The sequence below is a fragment of the Enterobacter quasiroggenkampii genome (assembly GCF_043972695.1).
Classification (GTDB): Bacteria; Pseudomonadota; Gammaproteobacteria; order Enterobacterales; family Enterobacteriaceae; genus Enterobacter; species Enterobacter quasiroggenkampii.
This window is the reverse complement of record NZ_CP143745.1, coordinates 3,606,226-3,629,397: the sequence shown is the minus strand read 5'-3', so window position 1 is coordinate 3,629,397 and position 23,172 is coordinate 3,606,226. Positions and strand designations below refer to the sequence as shown.

General features: G+C 56.1%; 20 protein-coding genes, 2 tRNA genes and 1 other annotated feature. Of the genes, 11 read left to right on the top strand and 11 right to left on the bottom strand.

Annotated features, from left to right (window positions below):
* Window positions 1–4: 4 nt before the first annotated feature.
* Window positions 5–904 (bottom strand): ATP phosphoribosyltransferase, encoded by a 900-nt coding sequence (gene hisG / locus V1572_RS17430; RefSeq protein WP_000886595.1) that lies wholly within the window; start codon window positions 902–904, stop codon window positions 5–7.
* Window positions 905–949: 45 nt separating this feature from the next.
* Window positions 950–1,073, bottom strand: a sequence feature (His leader region).
* Window positions 1,049–1,099: a his operon leader peptide gene (gene hisL / locus V1572_RS17425; RefSeq protein ID WP_001364200.1), complete on the bottom strand. Its 51-nt coding sequence runs from the start codon at window positions 1,097–1,099 to the stop codon at window positions 1,049–1,051. It overlaps the preceding feature by 25 nt.
* A gap of 175 nt (window positions 1,100–1,274) precedes the next feature.
* Here hisL and V1572_RS17420 point away from each other — a divergent pair, with 175 nt between their 5' ends.
* The 4 genes from V1572_RS17420 to plaP all read left to right on the top strand — a co-directional run bounded on the left by V1572_RS17420 (window position 1,275) and on the right by plaP (window position 4,700).
* Window positions 1,275–2,099 (top strand): SDR family oxidoreductase, encoded by an 825-nt coding sequence (locus tag V1572_RS17420; RefSeq protein ID WP_045908599.1) that lies wholly within the window; start codon window positions 1,275–1,277, stop codon window positions 2,097–2,099.
* 41 nt (window positions 2,100–2,140) lie between these two features.
* Window positions 2,141–3,070, top strand: a complete 930-nt coding sequence (locus tag V1572_RS17415) for a LysR substrate-binding domain-containing protein (protein WP_395299418.1) — start codon at window positions 2,141–2,143, stop codon at window positions 3,068–3,070.
* A 219-nt stretch (window positions 3,071–3,289) separates the two neighbouring features.
* Window positions 3,290–3,352 carry a membrane protein YoeI gene (gene yoeI, locus V1572_RS17410; protein ID WP_100245854.1) on the top strand — a complete coding sequence of 21 codons (63 nt, stop codon included), beginning with the start codon at window positions 3,290–3,292 and terminating at the stop codon, window positions 3,350–3,352.
* A complete protein-coding gene (gene plaP, locus V1572_RS17405) occupies window positions 3,342–4,700 on the top strand; it encodes a putrescine/proton symporter PlaP (RefSeq protein WP_008499462.1) in 1,359 nt (452 codons plus the stop codon). Before yoeI ends, plaP begins: the two co-directional genes overlap by 11 nt.
* Window positions 4,701–4,822: 122 nt before the next feature.
* Here plaP and sbcB read toward each other — a convergent pair whose 3' ends face one another.
* Complete coding sequence (gene sbcB / locus V1572_RS17400) at window positions 4,823–6,259, bottom strand: exodeoxyribonuclease I (protein WP_395299998.1); 1,437 nt, start codon at window positions 6,257–6,259, stop codon at window positions 4,823–4,825.
* Between the two features lie 198 nt (window positions 6,260–6,457).
* Between sbcB and dacD the strand changes: the two genes are divergently transcribed.
* The 4 genes from dacD to V1572_RS17380 all read left to right on the top strand — a co-directional run bounded on the left by dacD (window position 6,458) and on the right by V1572_RS17380 (window position 9,862).
* Window positions 6,458–7,624, top strand: a complete 1,167-nt coding sequence (gene dacD / locus V1572_RS17395) for a serine-type D-Ala-D-Ala carboxypeptidase DacD (protein WP_032646438.1) — start codon at window positions 6,458–6,460, stop codon at window positions 7,622–7,624.
* A gap of 119 nt (window positions 7,625–7,743) precedes the next feature.
* Window positions 7,744–8,217: a DNA gyrase inhibitor SbmC gene (gene sbmC / locus V1572_RS17390; RefSeq protein WP_045908596.1), complete on the top strand. Its 474-nt coding sequence runs from the start codon at window positions 7,744–7,746 to the stop codon at window positions 8,215–8,217.
* A 92-nt stretch (window positions 8,218–8,309) separates the two neighbouring features.
* Window positions 8,310–9,368, top strand: a complete 1,059-nt coding sequence (locus tag V1572_RS17385; protein WP_045908595.1) for an FUSC family protein — start codon at window positions 8,310–8,312, stop codon at window positions 9,366–9,368.
* A 158-nt stretch (window positions 9,369–9,526) separates the two neighbouring features.
* Window positions 9,527–9,862: a DUF496 family protein gene (locus V1572_RS17380; RefSeq protein ID WP_008499467.1), complete on the top strand. Its 336-nt coding sequence runs from the start codon at window positions 9,527–9,529 to the stop codon at window positions 9,860–9,862.
* A 47-nt stretch (window positions 9,863–9,909) separates the two neighbouring features.
* Here V1572_RS17380 and V1572_RS17375 read toward each other — a convergent pair whose 3' ends face one another.
* Both V1572_RS17375 and V1572_RS17370 read right to left on the bottom strand, forming a co-directional pair.
* A complete protein-coding gene (locus tag V1572_RS17375) occupies window positions 9,910–10,245 on the bottom strand; it encodes a gamma-glutamylcyclotransferase family protein (protein ID WP_235404693.1) in 336 nt (111 codons plus the stop codon).
* Window positions 10,246–10,298: 53 nt separating this feature from the next.
* Window positions 10,299–10,374: transfer RNA gene (locus tag V1572_RS17370), tRNA-Asn, on the bottom strand.
* Window positions 10,375–10,535: 161 nt separating this feature from the next.
* On the opposite strand from V1572_RS17370, the gene emmdR reads away from it, so the two are divergent.
* Both emmdR and V1572_RS17360 read left to right on the top strand, forming a co-directional pair.
* On the top strand, window positions 10,536–11,990 hold the full coding sequence (emmdR, locus tag V1572_RS17365) for a multidrug efflux MATE transporter EmmdR (RefSeq protein ID WP_395299417.1): 1,455 nt from the start codon (window positions 10,536–10,538) through the stop codon (window positions 11,988–11,990).
* A 103-nt stretch (window positions 11,991–12,093) separates the two neighbouring features.
* Window positions 12,094–12,169, top strand: a tRNA-Asn gene (locus V1572_RS17360).
* A 145-nt stretch (window positions 12,170–12,314) separates the two neighbouring features.
* On the opposite strand, the gene V1572_RS17355 is transcribed toward V1572_RS17360, so the two are convergent.
* From V1572_RS17355 to shiA, 3 genes are all read right to left on the bottom strand, one after another.
* Window positions 12,315–14,087, bottom strand: a complete 1,773-nt coding sequence (locus V1572_RS17355) for an aminopeptidase P family protein (protein WP_395299416.1) — start codon at window positions 14,085–14,087, stop codon at window positions 12,315–12,317.
* Window positions 14,088–14,105: 18 nt separating this feature from the next.
* On the bottom strand, window positions 14,106–15,560 hold the full coding sequence (locus V1572_RS17350; RefSeq protein WP_045908120.1) for an AMP nucleosidase: 1,455 nt from the start codon (window positions 15,558–15,560) through the stop codon (window positions 14,106–14,108).
* A gap of 73 nt (window positions 15,561–15,633) precedes the next feature.
* Window positions 15,634–16,950, bottom strand: coding sequence for a shikimate transporter (gene shiA / locus V1572_RS17345; protein WP_395299415.1), 1,317 nt, complete (start codon window positions 16,948–16,950; stop codon window positions 15,634–15,636).
* A 256-nt stretch (window positions 16,951–17,206) separates the two neighbouring features.
* Between shiA and pagP the strand changes: the two genes are divergently transcribed.
* Window positions 17,207–17,782 (top strand): lipid IV(A) palmitoyltransferase PagP, encoded by a 576-nt coding sequence (gene pagP / locus V1572_RS17340; RefSeq protein WP_045908122.1) that lies wholly within the window; start codon window positions 17,207–17,209, stop codon window positions 17,780–17,782.
* On the opposite strand, the gene V1572_RS17335 is transcribed toward pagP, so the two are convergent.
* Genes V1572_RS17335 through V1572_RS17325 form a run of 3 tightly spaced genes read right to left on the bottom strand, consistent with a single transcriptional unit; the run spans window position 17,779 to window position 22,888 of the window.
* Window positions 17,779–18,744, bottom strand: a complete 966-nt coding sequence (locus tag V1572_RS17335; protein WP_048029361.1) for an acyltransferase — start codon at window positions 18,742–18,744, stop codon at window positions 17,779–17,781. The two genes, pagP and V1572_RS17335, sit on opposite strands and share 4 nt — an antisense overlap.
* A complete protein-coding gene (locus tag V1572_RS17330) occupies window positions 18,741–21,803 on the bottom strand; it encodes an efflux RND transporter permease subunit (RefSeq protein ID WP_395299414.1) in 3,063 nt (1,020 codons plus the stop codon). Before V1572_RS17330 ends, V1572_RS17335 begins: the two co-directional genes overlap by 4 nt.
* A complete protein-coding gene (locus tag V1572_RS17325; protein WP_063622044.1) occupies window positions 21,803–22,888 on the bottom strand; it encodes an efflux RND transporter periplasmic adaptor subunit in 1,086 nt (361 codons plus the stop codon). Before V1572_RS17325 ends, V1572_RS17330 begins: the two co-directional genes overlap by 1 nt.
* Between the last annotated feature and the right edge of the window lie 284 nt (window positions 22,889–23,172).

The following is a 23,172-nucleotide window of genomic DNA, read 5'->3' as shown; positions in this document are numbered from 1 at the left end:
GCCATTACTCCATCATCTTCTCAATCGGCAGCACCAGGATGGAGCTTGCGCCCAGCGCCTTCAGTTTTTCCATGGTTTCCCAGAACAGGGTTTCGCTGCTCACCATGTGCATCGCCACGCGCTGCTGATCGCCCGCCAGCGGCAGGATGGTTGGGCGCTCGGCGCCCGGCAGCAGGGCAATGACTTCATCCAGACGCTCGGTTGGGGCGTGCATCATGATGTATTTGGATTCACGCGCCTGAATGACGCCCTGAATACGGGTCAGCAGTTTGTCGATCAGCTGCTGCTTAGCGTCGGCCATCTCGCCGTCACGCTGAATCAGGCACGCTTTGGAGCGGTAGATCACCTCCACTTCGCGCAGACCGTTCGCTTCCAGCGTCGCGCCGGTAGAGACCAGGTCACAGATGGCGTCCGCGAGACCCGCACGCGGCGCCACTTCAACAGAACCGTTCAGCAGACAGGATTTAAACTGCACGCCTTTCTGATCCAGATAGCGCTTTAACAGGTGAGGGTAGGAGGTGGCGATACGTTTGCCGTTCAGCGCGGCCGGGCCGTCCCACGCTTCATCAACCGGCGTTGCCAGCGACAGGCGGCAGCCGCCGAAGTCCAGACGACGCAGGGTGAAGTAACGTGGATCTTCGCCCTGCGCGCGGCGGGTCAGCAGCTCTTCTTCCAGTACGTTTTCGCCGATGATGCCGAGGTCAACGACGCCATCCATGACAAGGCCGGGAATATCGTCATCACGCACGCGCAGAATGTCGATGGGCATGTTTTCAGCCAGAGCAATCAGGCGCTGGGTGTGCAGGTTAATTTTAATCCCGCAGCGGGCCAGCAGTTCGCGTGAATCGTCACTCAAACGGCCTGATTTTTGAATAGCTATGCGTAAACGTGAGTTATCTAACATTCTTTATTCCTCGTTAACCTGTTTTAACCTGTCTGAACCCGGTCCAAAAAAAAGCCCCCGGAAGAAGATCTTCCGGGGGCTTTTTCATGCGTTCATGCACCACTGGAAGATCCAAACGTCTTCCAGCACACATCGCCTGAAAGACTAGTCAGGATGATGGTGATGATGGTGGTGTTTAAATTGAACGCGTGTCATATAAATTCTCGATGAATGCTTATTCATTTGATGTCTTTTAACCTAAACCAGTTGTGCGACATATTGCAAGGGCTTTTTTTGATCATTAATTCATTTCATATTGATGCTATGAATTGTGTGTTCTGCCGGGCTGGCGTAGCCTTATGAAAGACGAGTAAGAGTCAGGAGAATTCGCATGAAAAAGGTCGCGATTGTCGGTTTAGGATGGCTGGGAATGCCGCTGGCGATGTCATTAGCCGCGAAAGGCTGGCAGGTGACCGGGAGTAAGACCACCCGAGATGGGGTCGAAGCGGCGCGCATGTGCGGTATTGATGGCGTTGAACTGCGTCTGGAGCCGGAACTGGTGTGTGATGCGGACGATCTGGACACCCTGATGAACGTCGATGCGCTGGTGATTACGCTACCCGCGCGGCGCAGCGGCCCGGGCGAATCATTTTACCTGCAGGCGATGCAGGAGATTGTCGACAGCGCGCTGGCGCATCATGTTCCGCGCATTATTTTTACCAGCTCGACGTCGGTCTATGGTGAGGTTGAGGGCGTAGTAAAAGAGACTTCCGAGCGCCGTCCCGTTACGGCGAGCGGTCAGGTTCTGAAAGAGCTGGAAGACTGGCTGCATCATCTTCCCGGCACCCAGGTTGATATCGTACGTCTGGCGGGGCTGGTAGGCCCGGGTCGTCATCCGGGACGCTTTTTTGCCGGGAAGTCGGCGCCAGATGGCCAACATGTTGTCAATCTTGTGCATCTTGATGATGTGGTTGGCGCGATTGAGCTACTCTTACAGGCTCCGAAAGGCGGACACATCTATAATATATGTGCACCGTCTCATCCGGCGCGCAGCACGTTTTACCCGCTGATGGCACGTCAGCTGGGCCTGGCTCCGCCGGTCTTTGGTGAGGCAAAGGATGGCAGTAAAGGCAAAATTGTTGATGGCAATCGCATTTGTCATGAGCTGGGGTTTGAGTATCAGTATCCCGATCCGCTGGTGATGCCCATGGAATAAATCCCGCAGCGGAGACCGTCGCACACCGAAAGGGGGCGAGCATGAAACCGCTGCTGGATGTTCTTATTATTCTGGATGCACTGGAAAAAGAGGGGAGCTTTGCCGCTGCGTCGGCAAAACTCTACAAAACCCCTTCGGCCCTGAGCTATACCGTCCAAAAACTGGAAAGCGACCTCAATATCCAGATCCTCGATCGCTCCGGGCATCGCGCCCGTTTTACCCGCACCGGACAGATGCTGCTGGAAAAAGGCCGTGAAGTCCTCCATACCGTTCGTGAACTCGAAAAACAGGCCGTCAAACTTCACCAGGGATGGGAAAACGAGCTGGTGATTGGCGTGGATGACACTTTCCCGTTTTCTCTCCTGACGCCGCTGATTGAGGCCTTCTATCAACACCACAGCGTGACGCGGCTGATCTTTATCAACGGCGTGCTGGGGGGCTCCTGGGATGCCCTAACCCAGGGCAGGGCGGATATTTTTGTCGGTGCACTCCACGAGCCTCCCCAGTTGAGTGAGTTTGGCTTTGCGCGTCTGGGCGTGCTGGAGCAGGTGTTTGCCGTAGCGCCCCATCATCCGCTGGCTCAGGAAACTGAGCCGCTTAACCGCCGCGTGATTAAAGGCTACCGCGCGATTGTGGTGGGGGACAGCTCTCGCCCGGAATGTGCGGTTTCCTCGCAGTTGCTCGACGAGCAGGAGGCCATCACCGTTTTCGATTTTAAAACCAAGCTGGAGCTGCAAATCAGCGGTCTGGGCTGCGGTTATTTGCCCCGCTATCTGGCACAGCGGTACATTGACAGCGGTGCGCTTGTTGAAAAACAGGTACTTGCTCAAAACAGCCATGAATCGGTATGGGTGGGCTGGAATGAACAGACCGCCGGGCTCGCCAGCGCCTGGTGGCGGGACGAAATTTTAGCAAATAGTGCTATCGCTGCTGTATATGCTCAGGGCACTGCCGAGAAATCAGCCAGTTAGAAAAAAGAAAATTACCCGCTGCGTTGCAAAGTATTGCCTTTTGTATCCGATGTGGGGCAAAATGCGGCCGCTGCAACCAAATGAATAATCGACGATATAAAAGGCGTCGGTTATTTTTTTTTGCATGTACGAAACGAAACTAAAAACCAAGAGGCCGGGCTTCGTACCGGATAGATATTTACTAAAATCCGACAGTTGTTGTCGCTGAGGAAGAAAGAAATGGGGCAATTTTTCGCTTACGTGGCGGTTATCACCGTAAAGGAGATTAACTATGTCGCATAACGCAACTCCAAACACCTCTCGCGTGGAATTACGTAAAACGCTTACGTTGATTCCGGTTGTTATGATGGGCCTGGCCTATATGCAACCGATGACGCTGTTCGATACATTCGGTATCGTATCGGGCCTCACCGACGGTCATGTGCCGACGGCTTATGGCTTCGCGCTGATTGCGATCCTCTTTACCGCGCTGAGCTACGGTAAACTGGTGCGTCGCTATCCGTCTGCGGGTTCCGCCTACACCTATGCCCAGAAATCCATCAGCCCGACGGTTGGCTTTATGGTGGGCTGGTCTTCGCTGCTCGACTATCTGTTCGCGCCGATGATCAACATTCTGCTGGCAAAAATCTATTTTGAAGCGCTGGTGCCATCGATTCCCTCGTGGATGTTCGTCGTGGCGCTGGTGGCCTTTATGACGGCCTTTAACCTGCGCAGCATCAAGTCCGTTGCCAACTTTAACTCTGTTATCGTTGTGCTTCAGGTTGTGCTGATTGCGGTGATTCTTGGCATGGTTATTTACGGCGTATTCCACGGCGAAGGTGCGGGCACCCTGGCGAGCAGCAAACCGTTCTGGTCTGGTGATGCGCATGTGATCCCGATGATTACCGGGGCAACCATTCTGTGCTTCTCCTTTACCGGTTTTGACGGGATCAGCAACCTGTCTGAAGAAACGAAAGATGCAGAGCGCGTGATCCCGCGTGCCATCTTCCTGACGGCGCTGATTGGCGGTCTGATCTTTATTTTCTCGACCTATTTCCTGCAGCTGTACTTCCCGGATATCTCTCGCTTCAAGGATCCGGATGCGTCTCAGCCGGAAATTATGCTGTATGTGGCGGGTAAAGCGTTCCAGGTCGGCGCGCTGATCTTCTCCACCATCACCGTACTGGCGTCCGGTATGGCCGCGCATGCAGGCGTTGCGCGTCTGATGTACGTAATGGGCCGCGATGGCGTATTCCCGAAAAGCTTCTTCGGCTACGTGCATCCAACATGGCGTACCCCGGCGATGAACATTATCCTGGTCGGTGCGATCGCGCTTCTGGCGATTAACTTTGACCTGGTGATGGCAACGGCGTTGATTAACTTCGGTGCGCTGGTGGCGTTCACCTTTGTTAACCTGTCGGTTATCTCTCAGTTCTGGATCCGTGAAAAGCGTAACAAGACGCTGAAAGATCACTTCCAGTATCTGTTCCTGCCGATGTGTGGTGCCCTGACCGTGGGCGCGCTGTGGGTTAACCTGGAAGAGAGCTCGATGGTGCTTGGCCTGATTTGGGCGGGTATCGGCCTGGTTTACCTGGCCTGCGTCACGAAGAGTTTCCGTAACCCGGTTCCTCAGTACGAAGACGTCGCGTAAGACTGTGTCGGGTGGCGGCTACGCCTTACCCGACCTACATACCCCGTAGGCCCGCGTAAGCGCAGCGCCACCGGGCAAAAAAAAGCCGGAGACATCGCCTCCGGCTTTTTTATACCCATCGATCAAACTATCTCTTGCGCGTACTGGTACAGGGATTTCAGCAGTGCCTGTTTCTCAGCATTCCCTTCATACTGGCCATAAAGCATTTCCAGCTCCTGGGCGTAGCTGTGCAGATATTCTGGCGTAAACACGTTACGACGGTGCTGCAGCCAGCGTTCCTGCTCTGCTTCATCCAGGGTTCCCGGGTAATTACGCGCGCGGTAATTAAACATCAGCTTTTCGATACGGCTATCAGCGAAGGTGATATCCAGCGCCGGTAAGTTGCGTGGCTCGGTTTGCAGAACGATATTCATGGCCGCGCGATCGGCATCGCTGAAGAAACCATTATAGAGCTGGGCGTCCACGTTTTCAGACGGCACGAACGGCTCGGCTTCGGCAAAAATGGCCACGACTTTCTCGCGCACCTGCGGATTTTCACGCAGCACTTTGAGATTATCGAGGCAGTGCTGGCGGTTAATGCCGAGTCTGTCCGCATCTTCCGGGCGCAGCGTATTCGCCTGCGCCAGTACCGGACATTTATTGATATGCACCAGCTTGACCGGCACAGCAGGCAGATCGCCGAGTTCATTCTTCGGCGTGTACAGCCGTTCACGCAGGGTATCGCTGTCGAGCTCCAGCAGCGGTGAAATATCGCCCGCCAAATCCACCATGATGACCGCATTACGGTTGTCCGGATGCCACGCCAGCGGCGCGACCCAGCTGGTATTGCCGCGCCATGCGCCAAACATGCCGGAAATATGCACCAGGGGTTTCATCTGCGGTACGTCGATAAGGGTCATAAGCTTCTGCTTGCTGCGATGGCTGAGCAGATACTCGAACAGTCGTGGCTGCGCGCTTTTCACCAGCTTCGCCATGGCAATGGTGGCATAGACGTCCGCCATCGCGTCGTGGGCATTGCTGTGCTCAATGCCGTTGGCGCGCGTCAGGTGTTCCAGCCGGAAGCTGGTCAGCCCTTCCTCATTTTCCGGCCAGTGAATGCCCTCAGGACGCAGGGCGTAGCAGGCGCGCATGATGTCGAGCAAATCCCAGCGCGAATTGCGGTTCTGCCAGCTCCAGGCATAGGGATCGTAGAAGTTACGATAAAAGATGTTGCGCGTCACTTCGTCATCGAAGCGGATGTTGTTGTAACCGACCACGCAGGTGTTGGGGACGGTAAACAAGTCGTGGATGCGTCGGGCGAATTCTGCCTCGTTAACGCCTTTTTCCCGCGCTTCCTGAGGGGTGATCCCGGTGACCATCACCGCGCCGGGCTGCGGCAGGTAGTCATCCGCAGGCTTGCAGTAAAAGACCTCGGGCTCGCCAATGATGTTGAATTCGTCGTCGGTACGGATGGCGGCAAACTGCGCCGGTCGGTCCAGCGCCGGGTGCGTGCCAAAGGTTTCGTAATCGTGGAACAAAAAAGTCGGGCGAGCGGCAGAGTCAGACACCAGTAATACCATCCTGTTAAAAAATGACGTCACTATGGTAAACGATCGTGCGGGTCAGACCGAATAAAAAGCACCGCCGCGTCGCAAATTTGCGCGCCAGCTTCAGAGAAAAATCTGCGTTCTGTCACATTTTTTTGCAATTAAGCCAGGTAACGACATCAGAACTCCCGTAAAAAGGTCATCGATTTTTAATGACCTGAGGATATACCGTTGAAACGCCGTCTGTTTATTGCTGTTTCTTTACTCGCTTCGAGTGTCTCATCTGCTTTTGCGGCCGAACCACTGGATTTTTCGCCGCAGCCTCCGGCCATTCAGGCGGGCTCCTGGGTGCTGATGGATTACACGACTGGTCAGATTTTAACGGCGGGCAACGAACATCAACAACGTAATCCGGCGAGCCTGACCAAGCTGATGACGGGCTATGTAGTGGATCGGGCCATTGATAGCCACCGCATTACCCCGGATGACATCGTCACCGTAGGACGTGATGCCTGGGCAAAAGGGAACCCGGTGTTTGACGGTTCATCGCTGATGTTCCTGAAAGAGGGCGATCGCGTCTCCGTGCGCGATCTGAGCCGCGGCCTGATTGTCGATTCTGGCAACGACGCCTGCGTGGCGCTGGCCGATCACGTGGCGGGCGGGCAGCCGCAGTTTGTGAAGATGATGAACGACTACGTGCAGAAGCTGAACCTGCGCGATACGCATTTTGAAACCGTCCATGGGCTGGACGCGCCGGGCCAGCACAGCTCGGCGTATGACCTGGCCGTTCTCTCCCGGGCCATCATCCACGGCGAGCCTGAGTTTTATCATATGTACAGCGAAAAAAGCCTGACCTGGAACGGAATCACCCAGCAAAACCGTAACGGCCTGCTCTGGGATAAGACCATGAACGTGGACGGGTTGAAAACGGGGCATACCTCAGGGGCCGGTTTTAACCTGATTGCGTCTGCCGTAGACGGCCAGCGCCGGTTAATCGCGGTGGTGATGGGGGCGGATAGTCCGAAAGGGCGCGAAGACCAGGCCCGGAAACTGCTGCACTGGGGGCAGCAGAATTTCGATACGGTGCAGATCCTGCATAGCGGTAAAAAAGTGGGGACAGAGCGCATCTGGTACGGCGATAAGGAGCAGGTGAAACTGGGCACCGATCAGGACTTCTGGCTGGCCTTGCCGAAAGCGGAGGTTCCCAACATCAAAGCCAAGTACGTGCTGGATAAAAAAGAGCTGGAAGCGCCGATTGCTGCGCATCAGCGGGTCGGGGAGATTCAGCTCTATGACCGCGACAAGGTGGTAGCCCACTGGCCGCTGGTCACGCTGGAAGCCGTTGATAAAGGCGGCCTGTTCTCTCGTCTGAGCGATTATCTGCATCACACGCTTTAACTGCTGCTGAGTAGACTGGCAGGGTTGCGAGTCTGCTCACATAATAAACACTCCTCGTTTGCTGATAATGATAATCCAGTTTTATAGTGTATAAATATACAGTGATGAGCGGAGGCAGTATGGACTACAGCATTACGCAGCAACAGAAACGTAAGATTGCCGGTTTTCATTTGGTCGGCCCGTGGGAACACACGGTAAAACAGGGCTTTGAACAGCTGGTCATGTGGGTCGACGGGCGTCACATTGAGCCGCTGGAGTGGGTGGCAGTCTATTACGATAACCCGGATGAAGTCCCGGCAGAAAAACTGCGCTGTGATACGGCCGTGACGGTACCGGATGATTTCGTCATCCCGGAAAACAGCGAAGGCGTCATGATGACGGAAATCGCGGCCGGGGATTATGCCGTGGCGACGGCGCGCGTCGAAAACTACGACTTCGCCACGCCGTGGTATCAGTTCTTCAATTCCCTGCTGCAGGACAATAAGTACCAGATGGCGCTCAAACCCTGCTTCGAGCGCTATCTCAATGACGGCAATGCGGACGGCTACTGGGATATCGAAATGTATATCGCCGTCGAGCACAAAACGGTTTAAGCCTGCTAAATGAAGGGTTTTTAAGCCGGGAGCGATCCGCCCGGCTGAAAACACAGTACAATTGTGCTTTGCCGTGTAGCTGGAGAGCGGGTGTGCGTCCCGACAAATCATTAACGCCTTTTGAAATTCGGTTGTACAAACACTACCGCGTGGTGCACGGGTGTCGCATCGCGCTGGCGTTCGTGTTGACGTTTGTCCTGGTGCGTTTGCTGGAGGTTCCGGAAGGAACGTGGCCGCTGATCACGCTGGTGGTGGTGATGGGGCCCATCTCGTTTTGGGGCAACGTCGTCCCGCGCGCTCTGGAGCGTATTGGCGGGACCGTGTTAGGTTCGGCCCTGGGGCTTATTGCCCTGAAGCTGGAGCTCATCTCGTTCCCGGTCATGCTGGCATGGTGCGGTGCCGCCATGTTCCTGTGCGGCTGGCTGGCGTTGGGTAAAAAGCCTTATCAGGCGCTGCTGATCGGTATTACTCTCGCGGTGGTGGTCGGTGCACCCGCCGGGGATATGACCACGGCGCTGTGGCGAAGCGGGGATGTCATCCTGGGTTCACTGCTGGCGATGCTCTTCACCGGTATCTGGCCGCAGCGCGCTTTTCTGCACTGGCGTATTCAGATGGCTAGCTACGTCACCGCGTTTAACCGCGTCTATCAGGCCGGTTTTTCCCCGAATCTGGTTGAGCGCCCGCGCCTGGAAAAGCACCTGCAAACCATTCTTAACGACGTGGTCAAAATGCGCGGCTTGATCACGCCAGCCAGCAAAGAAACCCATATTCAGAAATCAATTTTCGAAGCTATTCAGACGGTGAGCCGCAATCTGGTCTGCATGCTTGAACTGCAAATCAACGCACACTGGGCCACGCGACCCAGCCATCTGTTGATGCTTAACGCGCAGACTCTCAAAGAGACCCAGCAGATGACGCAGCAAACGCTGTTGACCATCGCCCATGCGCTCTACGAAGGTAACCCGCAGCCGATCCTGGCCAACAGCGAGCGTCTGAATGAGATCGTTGCGGAACTGAAGCAGTTAATCAATGAGCGCCAGAGCGATAACGTGGCGGAAACGCCTATTCATGGCTACGTCTGGCTGAGCATGGAACTGGCGCGGCAGCTTGAGCTGTTATCGCACCTGATTTGCCGGGCGCTGCGCAAATAAAAGGCGTATGTGACGCCTGCTGCTTCGATTCAGCAGCAATTGGGGTTATGATAGCTTTAAACGATATACTCATTGTCATTCGCGGCCGCTGTCAGTAAGGTTATTGTTACAACGGTTGCTTTAACGAATCCGAATCTCACATTATCAGGGGTGTAAAAATGGAAACTACCAAGCCTTCGTTCCAGGATGTTCTGGAATTCGTCCGCCTGTTCCGCCGCAAAAACAAACTGCAGCGTGAAATCCAGGACGTTGAGAAGAAGATCCGTGACAACCAGAAACGTGTTCTGCTGCTCGACAACCTGAGCGACTACATCAAGCCAGGCATGAGCGTTGAAGCTATTCAGGGCATCATCGCCAGCATGAAGAGCGACTATGAAGACCGTGTTGATGACTACATCATCAAAAATGCTGAGCTGTCCAAAGAGCGTCGTGACATCTCTAAAAAGCTGAAAGTGATGGGCGAAATCAAAAACGGCGAAGCAAAAAGCGAGTAATCGCAGCGAATAGTGAAAAAGGCTCTCTGGTGACAGAGAGCCTTTTTTTATGGTTCAGAACGCGGCTGTAGCTGGTAAATCCAGGCTTGAACCTGCTTGCCTTCAGAGGTGGTCACCGTGACCTCAACCCGATCGTAGCCGTCTTCAAACTCATCCAGCATTGACCAGTGTGCGGCAAGGCGATCAGAGATAAACAGATAGCCTTCGACGCGGGGGCCATCGGGGTGGAGCACGATCCCCGGGAAGTCCGCCGCAGCGCCCCAGCCGCGTTCGTAAAACGTACCGGAGACGAAACCGGCCAGCCATTCGCCACCAATGTTTTCAAGGATATGCGCATTAGAATGGCCCGGACGCAGCGTGCCGTAGACAAACAGAGCGTTCATTTTCCCTCATCCGCAAAGCAAAAAGCCTGCTTTAAAAGCAGGCTTTTTAAATTTGGCTCCTCTGACTGGACTCGAACCAGTGACATACGGATTAACAGTCCGCCGTTCTACCGACTGAACTACAGAGGAATCGTTGTGGAGGCTTATCTTAGCGGCGAAAAAAGTTTTGTCAAACCTGATCTTAGGGAAAATCGATTGATTGCTGATTCTGTCGTCAGTTTGTTGTAAATCCACACATCTTTTTCCGGAAAATACTTTGCAGGATGAGCATTTCTCCCCCATTATTTGAAATGGAGTTTCAACTTTTCTCGCTAAGGTCCATTTTGAACGTCACTGCCTCCTTACGCCAGGCGATCGCGCGCACGCCATGGTATGCAAAACGTAAAAGCTATCGGGTTCTCTTCTGGCGTGAAATCACCCCTCTTGCCGTGCCTATCTTCCTGGAAAATACCTGTGTTCTGCTGATGGGGGTGCTGAGCACCTTCCTGGTGAGCTGGTTGGGAAAAGAGGCGATGGCGGGGGTTGGTCTGGCGGACAGCTTTAACATGGTGGTGATCTCGTTCTTTGCCGCCATTGACCTCGGGACGACGGTGGTGGTGGCCTTTAGCCTCGGCAAGCTGGATCCCAAACGTGCGCGCGAGGCGGCACGCCAGTCGCTGATGATCATGACTGTGTTTTCGGCCGTTCTGGCGGCGGTGATCCACTATTTCGGCAAAGAGATCATCGATTTTGTCGCCGGGGAGGCCACGAACGAGGTTAAAGACCTGGCGCTGACCTATCTGGAGATGACCGTCATCAGCTATCCGGCGGCGGCCATCGCCCTGATTGGCAGCGGCGCGCTGCGCGGGGCAGGGAACACTAAAATCCCGCTGCTGATCAACGGCGGAATGAATATCCTGAATATTATCATCAGCAGCGTGCTGATCTACGGCGTGTTCTCGTGGGACGGGCTGGGCTTTGTCGGTGCAGGACTGGGACTAACCATTTCACGCTATATCGGTGCAGCGGCGATTATCGGCGTGCTGATGGCGGGGATCACCCCCTCGCTGCGCCTCACGCTGAAGAGCTATTTCCGCCCCTTCAATTTCGCCATTATCTGGGAAGTGATGGGGATCGGCATTCCCGCAAGCATTGAGTCGGTGCTGTTTAACGGCGGGAAATTACTGACGCAGATGTTTGTCGCCGGGATGGGCACCGACGTGATCGCCGGTAACTTCATCGCCTTCTCCATCGCCTCGCTGATTAACCTGCCGGGTAACGCGCTGGGCTCTGCATCGACCATTATTACCGGGAAACGGCTCGGGAAAGGGCAAATCGGCCAGGCGGAGCGACAGCTGCGCCACGTTTTCTGGCTGTCGACCATTGGACTGACCGTGATTGCCTGGGGAACCGCGCCGTTTGCCGGGCTGATGGCCTCGTTCTATACCCATGAAGACGACGTTAAAGAGGTTGTAAAAGTCCTCATCTGGCTCAATGCGGCTTTTATGCCTATCTGGGCGGCCTCATGGGTACTGCCTGCCGGGCTGAAGGGGGCGCGCGACGCCCGCTTTGCGATGTGGGTGTCGATGCTTGGCATGTGGGGATGTCGCGTCGTGGCGGGGTATACGCTTGGGGTAATGCTTGGATGGGGTGTGATCGGCGTCTGGCTGGGGATGTTCATGGACTGGGCCGTGCGGGGCGCGCTGTTCTACTGGCGTATGGTCAGCGGGCGCTGGCTATGGAAATATCCGCGACAAAATGCCTGACAATTGCGCGAAGTGGAGAATAAATCGTCAAACGATCGGAAATATGCATTCTGCCTTTGACATCCCGGGAGCGCATCGATAATATGCGCCCCGTTCACACGATTCCTCTGTAGTTCAGTCGGTAGAACGGCGGACTGTTAATCCGTATGTCACTGGTTCGAGTCCAGTCAGAGGAGCCAAATTTGAAAAGCCTGCTTTTAAAGCAGGCTTTTTGCTTTTCTGCGTCGGGTAAAATTGTCGGGTGGCGGCTTCGCCTTACCCGACCTACAAAAACCTCGAATCGTAGGCCGGGTAAGGCGAAGCCGCCACCCGGCAAAAGCCGCACTATCCGTTCACACGAACCGGCGCCGTCGCCTCTACCAGCCACGAACGCGCATCGCTGTTCACCCGCGGTGACAGCGCCTCGCGTACCTGCTGGTGATACGCATCCAGCCACTGCTTTTCCTGCTCGCTCAGCAAATGCAACTCAACCTGGCTTAAGTCGATCGGGATCAGCGTCAGCGAGGCAAACCTGCAGAACCCCGGGCGGCTCTCCACAATCTCCACCTGGTTTTCAATACGAATACCGTGGCTATCGCCCAGATAGTAGCCCGGCTCGATAGTCATGATATTGCCCGCCACCAGCGGCCACGGGTTGACCTTTTTGGCAATGCGATGCGGGTTTTCGTGGATAAGAAGCTGATGACCCACGCCATGCCCCGTGCCGTGATCGTAATCCAGCCCCATCTCCCACAGCGGGCGACGCGCAAATGCATCCAACTGATGCCCCTGAGTCCCGGAAGGGAACTGCAGGGTAATCAGCGACAGGAAGCCTCTCAGCACGGCGGTGTAGTGCAGGCGCTGCTGCGGGTCGACCTTACCCCATGCCAGCGTGCGCGTGGCGTCGGTGGTGCCATTCACGTACTGACCGCCGGAATCGTTCAGGTAAAAATGGTCATGACCGATGGGCTTGTTGCTGGCCTCGCTCGAATGATAGTGGCACATCGCCGCATTGCTCGAAGAGGCGGAGATGGTCGCAAAACTCTGCTCGATGAACCCGGGCTGCTGTTGACGGAACGCCAGCTGCTGCGCCTGAACTTCCAGCTCGGTGAGCGGATTTCCTGCCGCCTCGCGCAGCAGCACTTCACGGCTCAGCCAGGCCAGGAAGTTGACCCAGGCGGCGCCGTCCTGGTGATGACACGCGCGATAACCGGCCAGCTCAACCGGGTTTTTGGTGGCTTTCATCAGGGTGATGGGGTCGGTCCGCCAGACAATTTCTCCCCGGGGTTCGATGGCAAAGCGCAGGGCGACCGGCGCGGAATCGGCATCAATCATCACCCGTTTTCCTGCAGCAATCTGCTGGCAGCGTTCGACAAAGGCGTCCTGCGGCGCAATGGTAAACGCACTGCGCACGTCTTCCGGCAGGGCGCCGAGCTTGCTGTCGTTAACAAACCACTCAACGTGGCCGTCACGGCGCAGAAGAGCAAAAGAGAGCGGTACCGGGCTGTAAGGAATATCCGCGCCACGGACGTTTAACAGCCAGGCGATATTATCCGGCAGGGTAACGGCGAGATAATCGGCATTGCTTGCAGCCAGCACGGCGGCGACGCGCTGACGTTTATCAGCGCTGCTTTCACCGCTGTATTCAACCGGCATTTCCCGGATAAGCCCCGCCGGTGCGGCAGGGCGGTCAGTCCATAGGGTGTCAAACGGCGAGGCTTTCAGCGGGACCAGTTCGCAAGGCGTGGCAGACAGTTGCTCAAACTCTGAATGGGTCATCAGCATTTGGTCAAAACCGATGCGCGTGCCCGCCTCGACGTTTGCCGTCAGCCAGTCTGCCAGCGGCTCGTTGTGCAGATGGTGGATCTCAACCTCATCCGTATTGACCTGAACGCGGGCCTGCACCTGATAGCGCCCGTCAACGAACAGCAGCGCTTTATCCTTCAGTACAAGCGCGACGCCAGCAGAGCCGTCAAAGCCCGTCAGCCAGGCCAGCTTTTCGTCACAGGGCGCGCAGTATTCGCTCTGCCATGCATCCGCACGCGGGACGATCATCCCGTCGAGATGGCTGGCCTCAAGCCAGTGGCGCAGGGCAGAGAGCGGAGATGTGCTGGACATGATTATTCCTTATCGTTATTAGCGGAACGGCGGCTCGTTGAAGGTGCGCAGCTTGCGGGAATGGAGCCGGTCACCTTCTGCCCGCAGCAGGTCAATGGCGCGAATGCCAATTTGCAGATGTTCGGATATCGCCCCTTCATAGAAACGGTTGGCCTGGCCGGGCAGCTTAATTTCGCCGTGCAGCGGCTTATCGGAGACGCACAGCAGCGTGCCGTACGGGACGCGGAAGCGATACCCCTGCGCGGCGATGGTGGCGCTCTCCATATCAATGGCCACCGCGCGGCTCAGGTTGAACCGCAGCGCGGAGGCGGAGTAACGCAGCTCCCAGTTGCGGTCATCCGTCGTGACGACCGTACCGGTGCGCAGGCGCTGCTTAACTTCTTCACCCGGCATGCCGCTAACCTCTTTGGTGGCGTCATACAGCGCACGCTGCACTTCGGCGATGCTCGGGATTGGGATATCCGGCGGCAGCACCGCATCCAGCACGTGGTCATCACGCAGATAGGCGTGGGCGAGCACGTAGTCGCCAATCAGCTGGCTTTCACGCAGGCCGCCGCAGTGGCCGATCATCAGCCACACGTCCGGACGCAGCACCGCCAGATGGTCGCAGATGGTCTTGGCATTTGACGGGCCCACGCCGATGTTAATCAGCGTAATGCCCTGACCGTCGGCGGTGATCAGGTGCCAGGCGGGCATCTGATGTTTTTTCCACGCCAGGTCAGAAATGGCCTGCTCGGGCGCTTCGGTCTCCGCAGTGATCCAGATCCCTCCCGCACAGGAGAGCGCGATATACGGGCTTTCCGGGTCGAGGATCTGGCTGCAGCCCCAGCGGACAAACTCGTCAACGTAGCGGGTGTAGTTGGTAAAGAGGACGAACGGCTGGAAATGTTCGACGGGCGTGCCGGTGTAGTGGCGCAGACGCGCCAGGGAGAAATCGACCCGGCGGGCATCAAAGTGCGACAGGGGAGAAAATTCTGCCGGGTGATAGATCCCATCGGCCGTCTCATCGCCAATCTGCGACAGTTCCGTCGTCGGGAAGTGGCGGGTTAGCCCCGCGCTCATCGAACGGTCGAGGGTTAACGCCGAACCGTCAATCACGTAGGGGTATGGAATTTCATGCTGCGAGGGCTCAACGTGAATGTGCGCGCCGTAATCCTGATACAGCAGCGTAAGTTGTTCTTCGAGGTACGGGCGGAACAGGGCCGGGCGGGTGACGGTGGTGCTGTAGCAGCCGGAGTGGGTAAAACGGGCGTAGGCACGGGTTTTCGGTGTTGTGCTGGCGCTGCCGTCCCAGGTCACAGAGAGCGATGGATAAACAAAAAGGCCCTCGGTTCTGGCCTTTTCGTCGGGAAGTTTCCCTGTTTCGATATATTCGCTGATGGCGCTGCGCAGCGCGTTGACGGACTGTTCATACAGCGCGTCGAGTTTTTCCAGCGCCTGAGCCGGGGTCAGGCTGGAGCCCTTATTATTCATCTCTGTCTCCTTGTTCCACAGGTGTGCGACTCTACCCGATAGTATGTCACACGCCTGTGAAACAAAAGTGAGATCAGCGGTGGCTCGTCTCTTTCATCAATAGCGCCGTTGCCGCCGACAGCAGGCAACCGGCCAGCAGATAAACCGCCACGCTGTGCCAGTTACCGCCGGAGAAGGTCACCAGCGCGGCGGCAATAAACGGCGTAAACCCGCCGCCGACCACGCTTGCGACCTGGTAGCCCACGCCCGCGCCGCTGTAGCGGTAGCTGGCGCCGAACAGTTCGGTAAACATCGGCTGCTGCACGCAGACCACCATATCGTGAGCGATGTTCGCGAGCATGATGGCAAAGAAGACAATCCAGAAGATCGACTGCGCCTCCAGCGCCATAAAGAATGGCCAGGCGCTGAGGCTCCCAATCAGCGCGCCGGTGATGTAGACGCGACGGCGGCCAAACCGGTCCGCCAGCCAGGCGAAGCAGGGTATCGTCAGACAGCTGATCCCGCCGACCAGCAGGCCGATATTCAGGAACAATTCACGGGGCAGGCCGAGATTCTGCGTCGAGTAGTTCAGCGCAAAGGCGGTGACGATATACATCGTCAGCAGCTCGCACAGGCGCAGGGCGATAATTTTCAGAAAAGCGCCAGGGTGCCAAATCAGGGCTTCCATCACCGGCAGCCGCTTTTTGACGGCCGGTTTTTCCTGCTGCTGCTGTTCGAATTCAGCGGACTCCTCCATGCCGTTACGGATCCACAGTGCGGCAATCACCAGCACGATGCTGAAGATGAACGGAATGCGCCAGCCCCAGCTCAGGAACTGCTCGTCGGTGGTGAGCTGGCTGATTAACGACACCAGCCCTGTAGAAAGCAACAGCCCTACGCCGTACCCGACCTGCACGCCGCTGCTGTAAAACGCTTTCTTATTTTTTGGCGCGCTCTCAACGGATAACAGCGCCGCGCCGCCCCATTCGCCGCCCACGGCGAAGCCCTGAATGGCGCGTAATGTCACCAGCAATACCGGGGCCCACCAGCCAATGGCGGAAAACGACGGGAGAATGCCAATCAGCGCGGTGGCGATCCCCATCATCCAGACGGTGAGCATCAGCATGCGCTTGCGGCCCAGGCGGTCGCCGAAGTGGCCGAAGATCACCCCGCCCAGGGGGCGAAACAGAAAGCCGACGCCGAAGGTGGCAAACGCGGCGAGCGTACCCATCGCAGGGCTGATCTGGGGGAAGAATTCACGGTTAAACACCAGCGCGGCGGTAATGCCGTAAAGCAGAAAATCATACCAGTCGACGACGGCACCCGCGAAGCTGCCGAGTGCGGCGCGGCGGGCGCGATTGAGCGAAGGTGTCTCCTCGTTGGGACGATCGGAGATGAGGGTGGAGTCCATAGTTGTCCTGTCCGTACTGATTTTTTAATTATTGGTATAAGAAAAGGTCACTCACATTGCGCCCGTCATATAAACGGAACCTATGAGACTACCGCGACAAAACGCCTGAGAAAACGTTTTTATCTTTCCGGAAGGTGCTGAATAAATAAATTTCATCCACACCTGCGGCGAGATAATTGCCTCTTCTGGCTTCGTTAAGTGCTGAATGGTTTACAGTAATAGTGACCGCCGCGTGAGTTAAGCTGAGGGAATAACGATGCAACGCACCTTTTCGGCATTCTGGATGATTCTGTTTTTATTCGTCGCACCGCTTCAGGCGGAGCCCAACGTCTATGGCGAGCAACGCATCAGCGGCTGGTGGAATGCGTTGACGGAAGACATTTCGCAAACCTGGGCGCAGCCTCAGCGTTACGATCTGTACCTGCCGTTTCTGAGCTGGCACGCTCGCTTTATGTACGACAAAGAAAAAACCGACAAGTACAACGAAATGCCGTGGGGAGGTGGGCTGGGCGTTTCCCGCTATAACGAAGAGGGTAACTGGAGCGCGCTTTTCGCGATGATGTTCAAGGACTCGCACAACGAATGGCAGCCCGCGATGGGCTATGGCTGGGAGAAGGGCTGGTATCTGGATAATGCCAGAGATTTCCGCCTTGGGCTCGGTGCCGCCGCGGGCATCACGGCGCGCGATGATTTTGCGAACTATGTCCCGCTACCGTTCATCTTCCCGCTTTTTTCGGCCAGCTATCAGCGCGTTACCGTCCAGTTCACCTATATTCCCGGGACTTATAACAACGGCAACGTGCTCTTTGCCTGGCTGCGCTTAGGCTTTTAAAGGGTGATCACCTTTTTTGCCACGGCGTTAGACAATACCAGCATGGAGAAGAGAACAGAGGTGACGAACGTAAGTACAATCAACGCCAGCTTCATACCGAGCGACGTCACCGGTATCAGCGCCGTCAGCAGATGAAACACCGAGTAGTGCACAATATATACGCCAGTCATCGTTTTGCTGATGGCGGCCAGTATGGACTCCTTAAACTCAGCATTGCGGCGAAAGCGCACGCCGTTCGCCGCAATCACCAGGGCAATAATCAGGATGTAGATCTGCGAGCCGGTGAGGATAAAGGCGTTTCTGTCGGCCTTAAACAGGGCAAAAAAGAAGTGGCGCTCGTAAAACCAGGTGAAGAGATAGATAAACGGAATGGCGATAACCGCCGCACGGACTACATTTTTGCGGCTTATCCACTCGGCGATTTTAGGATCGCAGAAGAGTTGCCCCGTCAGATAAAACAGCAGCCACGTCCAAAGCCGATACTGCGGTGAAAGAGAAAGGACGTGCGTTTCAGGATAAAGCGCCGATAACAGATCGTATCCGTAGGAAAAGAACAGCAGGGCAGCAATCGCGCCGCAGAACAGCGATCTCCGCTGGCTAAGCCACTCTACCGCCGGGTGGAAGGTGTAAATCACGACAAAGGCGAACACGAACCAGGGCTGGATTAAATACCCGCGCTGATAAGGCTCCCACAGGTAGTAGATCGTTATCCAGAACAGAAAAACAATCACAAGACTTTTAATTTTACCCAGTTGCCAGCGCGTGCCGTGCCGGGATTGTCCGTCGAGATAGCCCGACACCACAAAAAACAACGGTGTAGCGATCGTCGAGATAAAGGTTAAAAACCCCAGGATCCAGTGATAGTCATAATCATAATGATCCCAGGTATTGTAGATGGTGAAGAAGGTCACCGCCGTCATGCAGCCCAGCGTCTTGATAATGTTCAGCCCTGTCGCATTCATTGTTGTTTGGCTTCGTCCTTACGATGGAAACACGCATAGATCACGGGGAGTACCAGTAGCGTCAGGATTGTAGCAAACCCCAGTCCAAACATAATCACAACGGCCATGCTCTGGAAGAAAACATCCAGCAGTAGCGGAGCCAGGCCAAGTACGGTCGTGAACGCGGTGAGCAGGATAGGGCGCAGGCGCGAGGTGGCGGCATAAACGATCGCGCTGTGCTGATCCTTTTGCGTTTTCTGCTGTTCGATCTCTTCCACCAGCACGATGCCGTTGCGGATGAGCATTCCGCTCAGGCTCAGCAGACCAATCAGCGCCATAAAGCCAAAGGGAATGCCGGTAATTAAAAATCCTGGTGTGACGCCAATCAACGCCAGCGGTACGGTCAGCCAGATTGCGACGGCATTTTTTACCGAGCTGAACATCAGCACCGTAATGACAAACATCACCAGATACCCGAGAGGCAGCGTTGTGAACAGCCCTTGCTGCGCTTCACTGGAGTTTTCCGCATCGCCCCCCCACTCGATGCTGTAGCCGTGTGGCAGGGGAAGGGCATCTACCTGCGGCTTCACGCGGGCGAGAATATCGCCGGAGGTTTGCTGGGTCAGCGGGTCCGGGTCCGTCTGAACCGTCAATACCCGCGAGCGGTCGCGTCGAAGAATGAGCGGATCTTCCCACTCCAGAGAGAAGCGACTGACGACGTTACTCAGCGGGATATACTGCTGCCGCGCCTGGCTCCACACCAGCACGTTGTTCAGGTGGCTGGCATCCAGCCTTTCGCTTTCCGGGGGCCTCACCACCACGGGCAGCAGGTCGCTGCCTTCCCGATACAACCCCGCCCGGCTGCCGGAGAAATTCATCTCCAGTGCGTTGTCGACGTCCTGTTTATCCACGCCAAGCTCGCGTCCCAGCGCGGCAACGTACTGCGGGCGGATCACTTTGCTGCGGTTTTGCCAGTCGTTTCGGACGCTCCCCGTAGCCGGATCGCGCGCCAGAATATCGTCCACCTGGCTGGCAATCAGACGCAGCCTGTCAGGATCCGGGCCTTTAATGCGCACTTCAATGGCGCTGTCGCCGGAAGGGCCAAACATCACCCGTTTCGTGCTGGCGTTCACCTGCGGGTAGTTTCGCGCGATGTACTCGTCAACGTGGCGGGTCAAGGGGGAAATGTTACGCTGGTCATCCATGCGCACCATGATCTGCGCATAGTTGCTGTACTGCCGCTGTCCGCTGTAGGTCAGAATAAACCGCATGCTCCCCTGACCGATGGTGGAGACGGTGGTTTCCACGCCGGGCTGGCCCTTGATGGTTTTCTCAATATCACCGGTCATTTTCTCGGTCCATTTGATATCGGTCCCGTAGGGTAACCACAGGTCGACAAAGAAAATCGGCGTATTGGATGACGGAAAAAAGTTTTGCCGCACCGCGCCAAACCCCCAGACAGACGCGGCCAGCAGGGCGGCCATCACTACCAGCGTCGGTGCCTTATGGTGCAGCAGCGTGTTAAGCAGGCGCTGATAGAGGCGGTAGAGACGTTTGTCGTAAGGATCTGACTCGTCAGTGGTCTCCGGCTCGCTGTCGTTTTTAAACAACCACCACTTAATCATCACCGGGGTGAGGGTGAGCGCCGAGAACCAGCTCAGCATCAGGGAAATCAGCAGCACCTGGAAGAGGGATTTACAGTATTCCCCGGTGGAATCCTGCGACAGCCCGATAGGCGCAAACGCAAGGATAGCGATCACCGTCGCCCCCAGCAGCGGCAGGGCGGAGCGACGGATGATCGTGTTAACGGCGGTTAATAGCGGGGAGCCCTGCTGTCGGGCAATCAACACCCCTTCGACAATGACGATGGCGTTATCCACCAGCATGCTAAGGGCGATAATCAGCGCCCCAAGCGAGATGCGCTGTAGCTCAATGCCCCAGAGATACATAATCAGCAGCGTGCCCAGCACGTTAAGCGCGAGGGAAAACGCGATGATGATCCCGCTGCGTACGCCCATAAAGATCAGCAGCACGCCGATGACAATCGCCAGCGCCATCAGGAAGTTAACAATAAAACCGTTAACAGAGTGGCCCACTTCGGCTGCCTGATCGTAAAACAGATCTATCTGTATGCCTGCCGGTTTTTCCGCCGACATCTGGTTTAGCTTCGCCTCCAGCGCGTGGCCCACGTCGATCACGTTCACGCCGGGAATAAACGAGACGCCCATGGTGACGGCTTTTTTGCCGTTGGCATGGTAGATACTGGCTGGCGATTCGTTCAGCCCGCGCGACAGCGTGGCGATATCCCGCAGACGCGTCGCCGCCCCCGTGCCGGAAGGCGTGATGATGAGATCCGCCAGTTCATCAAGATTCTCGAATTCACCGGTCGGGTGCAGACGAATGGATTCGCTGCCAGAGGTGATTTCTCCGGCGCTGGAAACGACGTTAAGCCTGCTGAGCAGGGTGGAAAGCTGGTTCAGGGTAATGCCGCGCGCGGCCATTTTGGTCAGGGAAATATCGATATTGACCTGTTGGCTAATCGCTCCACCGATGGCAACCTTCGCGACCCCGGGGACCAGAATCAACTCGCGGCGCAGCTGCTCCGCGTATCTCACCAGTTCAGGATTACTGAATTCATCCCCGGAAATGGCGAAGAAGAAGCCGAACACGTCGCCGAAATCGTCATTCACAAAGGGCGTGACGACGCCGGGCGGGAACTGACGCGAGGCGTCGCCCACGCGGCGGCGCAGTTCATCCCAAATCTGCGGCAGTTCGTTTGAGTGATAGCGTGACGCGATGTTAACGGTGATTTGTGACAAACCGTTTGAAGAGATGGAGCTCACGTTGTCCAGATAAGGCAGCTGCTGAAGGGCATTCTCCAGCGGCAGCGTCACCTCTTCTTCGACCTGCTGAGCGGATGCGCCGGGGTAGTGGGTGACAACCACTGCGGTTTTGATGGTAAAGGCGGGATCTTCCAGCCTGCCGATATTCAACAGCGCGAAAATACCCCCGATGCCCAGCAGCAGAATCGTTAGCCAGACGCGAACAGGGTTATTAATAAATTGACGAGAGATATCCATTACAGTCCCCGTTCACGCGTCCAGATACGCACCGGCTGGTTAGCATGCAGCTCCCCAACGCCTGCGGCTACCACGCGCTCGCCCGCCTTAAGCCCGCTGGTGATCACTACGCCTTCGGTAATCACTTGCCCCACGCTGACCTTGCGGTCTTCAAGATGGAGCGTGTCGCCTTCTCCCGCCACAACCCAGACGTGCGGCTCATTGCGCGGGCTGTTGTCCGGGTTAAAGACTGCCTCAACCGGTACGACCAGCGCCTGAGTGCCCGCGCCAGCCGGGAGGTTGGTTAAATTAATGGTAACCGTACCGCTTACGCCACCGACGGCGGGAAAATCATCTGGCCGCGGCATGGTGAGTATTACCTGCCAGGTGAGGGTATTACTGTCGCTGCTGCCTGAGTGTTCTTTATAAACGGCGGTAAATTCCCGATCCGGAATGGCGTTAATTCTCACTACCGGGCGATACTGCGCGTTGCGAATATCAAAGGTCTTAAACAGGTTTTCAGGGATGCTGAACACCACGTCAAGCAGATCGGTGCGGGTTAACGTCGCGATGGGCTGACCGGCAGACACCACCTGATGGTTTCGGACATGTACGCTGGCCACCGTCCCGCTGAAGGGGGCGACAAGCGTCATTTGATTCAACTCTTCTCGGGCGATCTGTAGCGCCGCATTCGCCGAATCGCGGTTCGCACGCTGCACGTCCATTTCGGCTTTCGAAACCGCCTGGCGGCCCGCCAGCGTCTGGAAACGATCGAATTGCCTCTGGGCCAGCGTCGCCGCCGTTTGTCTGTCATTAACCCGCTGCTGGGCTTCACGGGCATTCAATCTTGCAAGCTGTTGACCCTGCTTGATGACTGCGCCCTGACGCACATCGAGCGCTTCAATTTGACCTGCGCGCTTGAAGGAAAGGTCTGTGGCATCGCCCGATTCAATGCGGGCGGGAAAAACGCGCTGCTGGGCGTTACCGGGAACCGTCACCTCCGCTACTTTTACCATCCTGGGCAGGGGGGAGACGTCTTTGGGTTTCGGGTCGCACGCTGTGAGCGTTAACAAAACGAACGGTAAAAGAGAGAGGTAGCGGTTCACTGTATTCCCCTAATAAATAACTGTTTTATTTATTCCATAACCTGGACAGGGGTGACACTATTCTGCCAGAACAGTGACGACCATATAGGTAAATAAACCAATCGCCGTGCTGGCGATAATGGCAAGCGCAATAAACATACCCAGTCGGATCAGGCTTATACCATACATACATTCCTCCATGAGCCGGAAGCGGTGGCTAACTATGAGCATAGTCGGCGAAAAGATAAATGTTAAATAACCATTAGCAGTGGGGAAGCGCTAAACCTGATATTCCTGTGCTACGT